This is a genomic window from Mycobacterium sp. IS-2888 (genome assembly GCF_001954215.1).
Lineage (GTDB): Bacteria > Actinomycetota > Actinomycetes > Mycobacteriales > Mycobacteriaceae > Mycobacterium.
Genome location: NZ_MBET01000021.1, coordinates 59,370 through 68,870, shown reverse-complemented (window position 1 = coordinate 68,870; position 9,501 = coordinate 59,370). Strand labels below are relative to the sequence as shown.

The 9,501-nt window shown below is 65.0% G+C and carries 10 protein-coding genes and 2 pseudogenes; 3 read left to right on the top strand and 9 right to left on the bottom strand.

Translation table 11 applies throughout. The features are described from left to right. The 9 genes and pseudogenes from A5745_RS25275 to A5745_RS03450 all read right to left on the bottom strand — a co-directional run. A pseudogene (locus A5745_RS25275) lies at nucleotides 1–213 on the bottom strand (PE family protein); the annotation flags it as partial. 48 nt (nucleotides 214–261) lie between these two features. Next, nucleotides 262–720: pseudogene (locus A5745_RS03485) on the bottom strand (type VII secretion-associated serine protease); the annotation flags it as partial. A gap of 59 nt (nucleotides 721–779) precedes the next feature. Then, nucleotides 780–2,261: a type VII secretion integral membrane protein EccD gene (gene eccD, locus A5745_RS03480; RefSeq protein WP_076060064.1), complete on the bottom strand. Its 1,482-nt coding sequence runs from the start codon at nucleotides 2,259–2,261 to the stop codon at nucleotides 780–782. Next, nucleotides 2,261–3,289, bottom strand: a complete 1,029-nt coding sequence (locus A5745_RS03475; RefSeq protein WP_076060063.1) for a MinD/ParA family protein — start codon at nucleotides 3,287–3,289, stop codon at nucleotides 2,261–2,263. The genes eccD and A5745_RS03475 overlap by 1 nt, the downstream gene beginning before the upstream one ends. Nucleotides 3,290–3,324: 35 nt before the next feature. Further along, complete coding sequence (locus A5745_RS03470; RefSeq protein WP_076115106.1) at nucleotides 3,325–4,158, bottom strand: ESX secretion-associated protein EspG; 834 nt, start codon at nucleotides 4,156–4,158, stop codon at nucleotides 3,325–3,327. A gap of 71 nt (nucleotides 4,159–4,229) precedes the next feature. After that, on the bottom strand, nucleotides 4,230–4,523 hold the full coding sequence (locus tag A5745_RS03465) for a WXG100 family type VII secretion target (protein WP_076115105.1): 294 nt from the start codon (nucleotides 4,521–4,523) through the stop codon (nucleotides 4,230–4,232). 54 nt (nucleotides 4,524–4,577) lie between these two features. Then, entirely contained in the window at nucleotides 4,578–4,904 is a 327-nt protein-coding gene (locus A5745_RS03460) for a WXG100 family type VII secretion target (protein WP_076115104.1), read from the bottom strand. 186 nt (nucleotides 4,905–5,090) lie between these two features. Continuing rightward, the gene (locus tag A5745_RS03455; RefSeq protein ID WP_076115103.1) at nucleotides 5,091–5,600 is read right to left on the bottom strand and encodes a pullulanase; all 510 of its coding nucleotides are present in this window, start codon (nucleotides 5,598–5,600) and stop codon (nucleotides 5,091–5,093) included. Between the two features lie 24 nt (nucleotides 5,601–5,624). Next, entirely contained in the window at nucleotides 5,625–7,076 is a 1,452-nt protein-coding gene (locus tag A5745_RS03450; RefSeq protein ID WP_076115102.1) for a CCA tRNA nucleotidyltransferase, read from the bottom strand. 213 nt (nucleotides 7,077–7,289) lie between these two features. Between A5745_RS03450 and A5745_RS03445 the strand changes: the two genes are divergently transcribed. From A5745_RS03445 to A5745_RS25270, 3 genes are read left to right on the top strand one after another with little or no spacing between them, the layout of a single operon-like run. Continuing rightward, entirely contained in the window at nucleotides 7,290–8,777 is a 1,488-nt protein-coding gene (locus A5745_RS03445) for a hypothetical protein (protein ID WP_240563001.1), read from the top strand. An 18-nt stretch (nucleotides 8,778–8,795) separates the two neighbouring features. After that, nucleotides 8,796–9,131, top strand: a complete 336-nt coding sequence (locus tag A5745_RS03440; protein ID WP_254848486.1) for a hypothetical protein — start codon at nucleotides 8,796–8,798, stop codon at nucleotides 9,129–9,131. A gap of 10 nt (nucleotides 9,132–9,141) precedes the next feature. Continuing rightward, nucleotides 9,142–9,450: a hypothetical protein gene (locus A5745_RS25270; protein WP_371336821.1), complete on the top strand. Its 309-nt coding sequence runs from the start codon at nucleotides 9,142–9,144 to the stop codon at nucleotides 9,448–9,450. Nucleotides 9,451–9,501 lie beyond the last annotated feature (51 nt).

Sequence of the window (9,501 nt, the reverse complement as noted above, 5' to 3'; positions counted from 1 at the left end):
TTCGAGCCCGTCACCGTCCAAACCGCCGCCCCCGGTGACGATCACCCAAATCGTGCCGCCACCGCCGGCACCGCCGCCACCACCGCCACCGGACGTGCCCTCCAACGGGCCCGGGGATCCGGCGCCGAACCAGCCCGACGATCCCGAGGTGCCGCCGCCGCCGCCGGGGGCACCCGATGGAATCGTCGGCGTCGCGCCGCACGCGGTGATCATTTCGATCCGGCAGTCTTCGCGGGCCTACGAACCCGCCAATCCGGGTCCGGGCGGCATGGAGGGACGCAAGAAGGCCGGGGCGCTCGGCATCGGTGCGGGCATCGGAATGCCTTGCGGGGCAGCGCCAATCAGCGACGCCACGATGGTTCCGTGCGCGTCGCAGTCCGTCAGCCCGTCACCGCTCATGATGTAGTCGCCGCCGGCGACGACCGGCAACCGCCGGCTCGGGTTGACGCCGGTGTCGATGACGGCCACCGGCACGCCGTTACCGGTCGAGTATTGCCAAGCCTTGCTGACGTTCAGCATCGTGAACCCGGGCGCGGGCAGGGCCACGTTCGGATCGGCGACCGTAATCGTCCGGGCACAGGCGAAGCTTTGCCGCATCGGCTGATCCGGGGCGGGCTTGCCGTCGGCCGGTACGCGGCCGGGGTCGACGATCGGCGGCGGAATCGCCTGCGCCGCAGGAAGGCTCGCTAACAGCGCAACGAGCAGGCTCGTCAATGTCATCGCGGCGATCCGTTGTGGTGCGGCCCGCAGCGCACCCCGGGTCCCGAGAGCAATCCGGGTCATCGCATGCGCACCCAGGTGAACAATCCACCGATCCAGGCCGCCAGCGGCAGGGCCGCGATGATCGCGGCTATCTCCACCCACTCGGCGATCATCCGCACCAGCGGGGTGAACCTGGTGATCGGCACCAGCAGCGCGGCGAGCAGACCGGCACCGCCGAACGCGGCCAATACCAGTGCGCCCCACAGCACGGAGTACTCGGAGGCGGCAGGCTCGTGCACAACGTATTTGACGACGCCGACGCACGTCGCGGCCGCGGCGCCACACACCAGGGCGATAGCCTGCCGCTTGTCGGCGAACGCGCGTCCGCGGCTGATGAAGATCACCACGAACAGTCCGGCCAGCACCGCGGCCGCCACGCTCTTACCGCGGCCGGGCATCAACGTGGCCCACACCGCGGCGGGCAGCGTCAGCCCGGCCCCGACGCAAATTCCGGTCAGGACGTTATTCGCGCGCGTCGCCGCCGTCGCGATCAGCGCACCGCGCGGGGTGGTGTCCGGATTCACTTCTTCGTCGGCGCCCTCGTCGACGGGCGCCACCGCATCGACCGGGAGGCCGGCGCTGCGACGGAACAGATCGCGCCCCGTGATCGATCCGAAGTACGGTGGCCGGATCCGCGCCACCCACAGGGCGATCGTCGGGGCCATGGTCAGCAGCAGCAGCAAGACAACCAGGGTGCACATTCCAAGCCACTGGGCGGGAATCGGCCACCACATCCGTGCCGCGGCTGCCGCCCCACCGAGGACGAGCACCGTCACCACCGTCGCCGCCACATTGGCGTGGCGCCCCGTGACCGTGGCGATTCCACACGTCAGCACCGCGGCCGCCAGGGCCGCGATGAACACATGCGCCGAACCAAGGCGGCCGGGCGCCCCGAACGCGACGGCTGCCGAGAGCAGGGGTAGCGCGAGCCAACCGAGCCCGTCGACCATGTCGGTGCGATCCGGCCACCACCGCCACACTGTCCAGGCGCCGCCACCGATCAGCACACCGGCGGTGCCGGTCACGATGGCCGGCAGCAAGGAGTCGGTCGAGAGCCGTTGGCGCAGAGCCAATCCCAGCACCGTCGCGCAGGCCATCGCGAGGATGATCAAAGCCACGTGGGCGGCGGTTTGGACGGTGACGGGCTCGAACAATCTCTTGCCCATGCGGGCCAGTCCGGTGGACAACGATTCGTACTGCGGCTCGAAGGACTCACCTTCCACCGCGGGGACCAGTGCCAGGGTGGCGCCGTCCTCGACGCCGAGTTCGTCGAGCGTTTTGGTGACGTCCAGTCGCACGCCGTTGGCTTTGTGCAGTTCGTACCCGATGCCGGGCTCGAGCCCCGTCAGACCCCGGCGCTTGAGCTCGTCGTTAAGGAGCTCGACGACGTTGTCGATGAAGACCTCGATCGGCACCGAAGCCGGATATACCTGCGAAACGAGGTGTTCTCCACATACGACCGCAACCGCACAACGCGCCGGAAACGACACTTTCGCCATTAGTGCGGCCTGTCGGCATCTGGAATGTATTTGTCGGCCAATGCTGCGGTGATCTCGAATAGCCGCAATCGTGTTTTCTTGTTCAACTCGTGCTGCGTGTCAATTATCCCGCCTTTCGCGAGATACGGGTCGTACGGCATGAATTCGACGGACGCGCCCGATTGCTCGAATCGCTCGGTGAGGTAAGCGCGCGCCTCGCGATCATATTTATCGCGGCTGTCGTTCAGGATGACCATGCTGCGGGACACCAGTTCGTGGTAACCCATCGACCGCAACAGGTCGATCGCGCGGGTGACCGGCAGCGAAGTGTCGGCCGTCAACCCGGACACGAAGACCAGCGTGTCGCACGAGTCGAGAACCGCCTTCATCACCGGATGTTCCAGATCATCGGAGGTGTCCACAACGATGACGGTGTGCGTGCGGCGCAGCCGCGCCAGCACCCCGGTGAACATCGAAGCCACCAGCGGCCGCGGCTGGTCCGAAGCTCGGTTCCCGGCCAGCACGTCGAGCCCAAGGTTGTTCTGTCCCAAGTGCTCTCGGATGTCCGCATAGCCCTGCACGTCGGTGTCGTTGAGCACGGCCGCGTAGTCGCCCGGCGGGTTTTCGTCGATGCGCCCGGCCAGCGTCCCGAAGCCGGGAGCCGCGTCGATGGCCACGACGTTTTCGGGCCGGCATTCGCGGAACACCGCCCCGATGCAGGCGGTCATCGTGGTCTTTCCGACGCCGCCCTTTCCGGACACCACCCCGATGACGTACTGCTTGCGGATGTGGCGCCGGATCCGCTCCACCAATTCGCGATAATGTCTTTCGGCGGGCGATTCGCCAAAGTTAATGGCTCGGAAAGATGCCCGATATACAAATTTGCGCCAACCGCTACCCGGCGGAATTTTGCGGGGTGCGACCATATCGGAGATACGTAATGTTCCCGATACCGAGTTCGGGTTTTGGTGGCGAGCGGAGGGTGCTTCTCTCCGAGTCGGTCCGCCCTGTTCAGGTGAATTGGATGAGGCCGTCCACGGATTTGTCACGATGCCGATGCTATCATTTTCGCGATACCTCTCGACTAGACAACTTTACGGTACGAATACCATTCCCGGTCGGCCGGCAGGCGCCGCACCATGTGGTTGATCGCGGAAGCGATGTGGCTCTTGGTACCCGGGGCGATGATGGTCCACTGCTTGCCCGCGGCGGAGACTTGTTCGACGACCAGCCGTCCTTCCGGCGTATCGATGATAGTCACCCCGCCCTGGTCGACGAAGGTCCGTGTGGGCCGGCCGGTGTCCACTCCGGCCTGGATCGCGACGATCGAGGCCTGGGCTGAACGGGCTGGGTCGGCGGCCAGCTCGAGCATGTGCAACTGATCGGGCTCGAGGTCTTGCTTTCTGCAGAATCTGCGCAACTCGTCCAGGCTGGTCGCGGCGGCGCGCATGGCTTCCGCGTCCAGGGTGACGGGCCGCAGCGACGCGGCTGTATTGGAGCCGCACAGCCGCTCGATCTGCGCGTTGAGTGCCGCGTTGGCGCTGCCTTCACTGCTCGTGATTCCCGCGCCGCTGAGCCGGACGATGTCGGCCGAGCGCTCCATGGCGACCCACCATTGCGCGAACCTCGCGAGCAGTACCTTCGGCGGATCGTCGTCGTCGGGCAGGCGGAAGTAGATGATCAGTCCGATGTCGCGGCGGGACACGACGGTCAGCCACTCCAGCACCGTGCTGTCCACGGCGCCCGTTTCGTCGATCACGCCGGCGGCCAGCAGTTCGGCGGCCACGGGATGTTGTAACGCCATGTGCTTGCGCTCGACGCTGGGCAGGTGCGGCCGCAGCCCCAGCTCGGGAGCCAGCACCTCAATACCGCTGAGGACCTGAAGGGCCCACAGCCCGTCCAATGTGGTGGTTAACACGGTGTTCCCTTGACGCAGACCCTAGGGGCGCACGCGTCCGCGCACGCCCCCCTCGCTGCCGTTGTTGCGGGCTAGACGCCGAAGAGCGGTCCCATCCCTACATCGGTGGCGATCGCGTCCTGATGGACGTTGTCCACCGTGTGGGCGTGCAGGCTCACGGTTTGGATCAGGCCCTCCAGCCCGTGCAGCATCTGCTGCTGCGCGTCGAAGAACGACGTCGCACCATGGCCCTGGAAGAAGTCAGCGAGGGCCTGCGTGAGGTGCAGGACATCGTCGTGGATCTCCATCAGCTGGGCCGCCTGTGTCCCGATGTCGCCGGAGAGGCCGCTAACGGCGGCGTGGTTGTAGACGATGTGATCTGTCATGTCAGTGGTTCCTTACTTAGAAAACGCCTGGGGTGGAATTGATCGGGGGTTGATTTAGGTTGACTGCGTGCCCCCGCCGAACACACCGGCGAGGTTGTGGGCTGAGTCGGCTTCGTGGTTTTCCATCATCACCGCGGCCTGGCCCAGGCCGTGCGCCAACCGGTTACCGCCGTTCATCGCCTGCTGCAGATCGTGGCTGATCTGACCGGCGGTGTTAAGTGAAGTCGCCCCGGCCTGACCGGACCACCCCGTGGCGCTGATGATGTTCTCGTGGCCACTCAAATACTGATTGACAATGGCGGCTGCCTCTTGCAGTCGCGATTCGATCCGTTGCTGTGTGCTACGCAGGAGCTCCGGCGTAACAATGAGGCTGCTTGGCATGCGTTTCTCCCTCGATGTTCTATGCTCCCGAGCCGGGATATGGGTAGAAGTTTAGACAGGTATGGGCCGCTGTCACTTCAGTTCAATTATTTCATCCACAGGTTCTGAGCTGGGCGTTTGCCCAAACGCCAGTAACGCCATGTCAGAAGCGGCGAGCAGATAGCTTTAGCGCGCTGCCAATGATCGTCAAAGGCCGCTCGCCCTGTCGGCCAGGCCGTCACCGTCGGAATCGGTCAGCCGGATGTTCCAGTGTCCGTCGCCGTCGGTGTCCACATACCCGGTCGCGCCGTTCTCGCCGGCGCACAGCACGCGGTCGGCGACACCGTTTCCGTCGGTATCGAGCAATCGATCGTCGGGGCGGCCGTGCCCGTCGAAGTTGACCAGGGGACCGCCGGTGTGTTCGACGCCGTCGAGTGAGTACCAGCGCAGCTGGCCGCCGCGGTCGACGGCGACCGCCCATGTCCCCGACCCATCGTCGGTGAAGTAGCTCTCGGGGGTGCCGTCGTTGTCGAGGTCGAGCACGGCGTGGTCGGCGATTCCGTCACCGTCGAAATCGGCCAGCGCATCGTCGCGCATTCCGTCACCGTCGAAGTCCAGGCCGACGGCGTCGAAGCGGCCGTCTCCGTCGAGGTCGAGGTCCGGCTGGCCGTGCCAGATGGCCGCTGCGCCCTGATCTCCCGCCAAGCAGTAATCCACGAATTGTCGGACGCCCGGTGTGCGCTACGGGTTCCGCCGCGATCGCCACCACGCCAGCAGCTCGGCGGATGCCTCCTCGGTGGTCAACGGGCCGCGTTCCAGCCGCAGCTCTTTGAGAAAGCGCCACGCCTCCCCGACCTGCGGACCCGCCGGGATGTCGAGCAACTCCATGATCTGGTTGCCGTCCAGGTCGGGCCGCACCCGCGCAAGGTCCTCCTTGGCCGCCAGCTCGGCGATCCGCGCCTCCAGCCGGTCGTAGCTGGCCTGCAGGCGCGCGGCCCGCCGCTTGTTGCGGGTCGTGCAGTCGGCCCGGACGAGCTTGTGCAGCCGCGGCAGCAGCGGCCCGGCGTCGGTGACGTAGCGGCGCACCGCGGAGTCGGTCCACTTGCCGTCGCCGTAGCCGTGGAATCGCAGATGCAGATACACCAGCTGCGAAACGTCGTCGACCATCTGTTTGGAGTACTTCAGCGCCCGCAGCCGCTTCCGGGCCATCTTCGCACCGACCACCTCGTGGTGGTGGAAACTGACGCCGCCGTTCGGCTCGTGCCGCCGCGTGGCCGGCTTGCCGATGTCATGCAGCAACGCGGCCCAGCGCAGCACCAGATCCGGGCCGCCTTCGGGGCGTGGGCCTTCCAGCGCGATCGCCTGCCGCAGCACGGTCAACGAATGTTGGTAGACGTCCTTGTGCTGATGATGTTCGTCGATGGCCATCTGCATGCCGCCGACCTCGGGCAGCACCACCTCGCCCATCCCGGTCTGCACCAGCAGGTCGATACCGGCGACGGGGTCGTCGCCGAGTAGCAGCTTGTCCAGCTCGGCGGCGACCCGCTCGGCGCTGATCCGGTCCAGCTGCGGTGCCATCTCTTCGATCGCCGTCCGCACCCGCGGCGCGACGGTGAAGCCGAGTTGCGATACGAATCGCGCGGCGCGCAACATCCGCAGCGGGTCGTCGCCGAAGGACACCGACGGAGCCGACGGGGTGTCCAGCACGCGCGCGCGCAGCGCCGCCAAACCGCCCAGGGGATCAAGGAATTCACCCGGCCCGGTCGGCGTCACGCGCACGGCCATCGCGTTCACGGTGAAGTCGCGGCGCACCAGATCGTCCTCGAGCCGGTCGCCGAACCGCACCTCGGGATTGCGCGACACCTGGTCGTAGCTGTCGGCGCGAAAGGTCGTGATCTCGAGGCGATAGTCGCCCTTGCCGACTCCGACCGTTCCGAACGCGATGCCGGTGTCCCACACGCTGTCCGCCCACGGCCGCACGAACTGTTGCACCTGTTCCGGATGCGCGTCGGTGGTGAAGTCAAGGTCTGGAGAGCTCAACCGGCCCAGCAATGCATCCCGCACCGAACCGCCGACCAGATACAACTCGTGGCCCGCGTCGGCGAAGGCCGACCCGAGCTCACGCAACACGGGGGCGTGCCGGTTCAGCGCGACCGCCGCGGCGGTCAGCAGATCGGCATCGGCTTGGGACACGTTCGATCAGCGTAGTGGGTTGGGCGCGGTGACGACTTGGGCCGGGACGGGGGAAGCGATCGTGCTCCGCCGGCGCTATCGGGAGGCGAATTGATTCCTCGGGGCCCGCGGGTAGTCTTCCGTGCAAGAAACTATGAATGGCGTTGGCCAATGCGACCAAGGCATTGAGGATTCGCGGTGCACCTCCGGTACATAAGCCAAGGCGCATTAATCATGTTCGCCGGTGGCGACCCTTGGAAAGTCAACGCCACCCTGCAAAGTGGCCGGCCAGCCCAAATCTCCGATCTCGCACAGGCATTTCATGACGCGGGCCGGTCCACCGAGCAAGCTGAAAGCGCATTCCGCCAGGCACGAACCCGGTTCGACAAGGCTTGGACTCGCGAGAATGGCGAGAACCCAATCAACGACTCGGCCGAAGTGCAGCGCGCGACCACCAGCCTGGGCCTGCAAGCGAGCCAGCTCCCCAAAATCGGCGCCGATCTGGAAAACGTCGCCGCCTCCCTGGCTGAGGCACAACGATCCGGCAGTCACGAAATCGGAAATTTGGAAAGCCAACTGCAAAGGATCGACGAGCAGATTGGCGAAGCCGTCGAGATGGAGAGAGATCCCAACTTAACCGCACATGAGCGACAGTTACTCGACGACCACATCAACGGTCTTGAACAGCGCGCGATCGACGACACCAAGGCATCGCTTTCAAAGCTCGAAGGCATCCGCGATCGATATTCTGACCTGCTGCGCCTCTCGATGACCAACCTGCGAGAGCAAGACGGATACGACCCGTCGTTCGTCCGTGGGCTAGGCGACCCGATACCGGAATCAACCGGACAAGATGAGCAACGCCGTCAAAACCAAATCGAAGCGTTCAAGCAGGTCTTCGGCCGTGAACCGTCGTCGGCAGCTGATTGGGACACGGCGGCAGCTCTCGACCCCCACAGTTACGATCCCAAATATCAGGGCGTCGGGCCGCAAATTGAGGTAGTGAAGATCCGCCCCGTGCCCGGACAGGGCGTGGTCCGTGTCTCGCAGTGGATTGCGCAGCGGGATGTGACAAGCTATCCATTCCCCAATCGCGATTTGGGAAATAACAGGGGCCCTAATTCACACTTCGACCCGGAGGATACCAAGGTTACGACGTATATCGACTACGAGAATGGCGTCGTGGTGCTGCGCCAGAATCCATCTGTCGAGGAGACCTCGGCCGGCACACCCGGGCAGGTGAAAGTTGGCACGCCCCATGGCAGCGTTACCCAACTGACTGACGGCTCAGTGCGGGTCAAATACGACGCTGGCAATCCTTTCGCGCCAAGCATCACGGCAGATCCAAACGGGCCGTTCGCGGGCCATACGGTAACGGTCAATGGTGACCTCGTTTTCACCCCCGGCCCGGAAGGCGTGCAAGTTAACGGAACACGCACTGACTACCCGTCGCTCGAGGTGTATCAAGATCTACCGGGAGGCGGAACGCGCACGGTGCTGATCGACCCCGCGCAGTCTGGGAGTTCATCGGGACCGGCTCTGAATCTGCCGTTCCATCACGATGTCGGCCCACTCGGCGGCAAGGCTTTCGCGCCGTTCGACACCGGTGGATGGAATCCCAAGTACGACGTGCCAATTCCGTTGCCGCCGACGGAGTTCGGTCCAGTCACCAGCCCGCCATCAGTGCCGCCGCTGCCCACCGGTGGCGCAGTTCCGGCTTGATAGTGACAGGAAAGCCACATGCCGACTTTTGTCCGACCGCATGGCCTCGACGCCCGTACCTGGCGCACGGCGACCTGGACGGCGCCGTTCGTGGTCCAAATCGTTCTGGGGTTGCTGCTCGTGGCCTTGTGGTTGCTGGGCAAGTGGCCGTACGCGACGCATAGCGCACACGCGGGTGAGCGGACCTGGATGCTGACGGCAACCGCCATCACAACTTTGGCGTCATTGGTCACCAGCGCACTACTTATGAGGTCACCGTCGGCCCGTCATCGCGGTCTGTCGCTCAGCCTCGCCGGGTCTTCGGCCGTCGTCGTTCTCGGTGGAATCCTTTTTGCTTTCCTGGTATTGCGCTGAAAGGGCTCGGATGACCGAAGAATCGGTGATCGACACGTCGAAGAGTCGTTATGGCCCAATCAGTTTCGTCGCGGCCTTCGCCAACGTATTCGTGGTGGAGGTAGTCACTTGGCTTTTTGTGCTCCCGATGCCCCCACTCGCGCTAATCGTGTTCCCCGCATCGTTGGTTTACACGGTGCTCTGCGCCGTTGTTGTGAAGGCTCCCGGGAAAATCGGCCAGGCCGGCCGCGGAATGCTGGTCGGCAGTTTGGCAGGACCGCTGTCGCTGATCATCTTTATTCCAGCTTTTATCATCGCGCACGCCATCGGCCCGATCTGACAAATTCGATTACCCCCGGCGGGGTGAGCGGCGAGTATGTCCGGAGGCCCA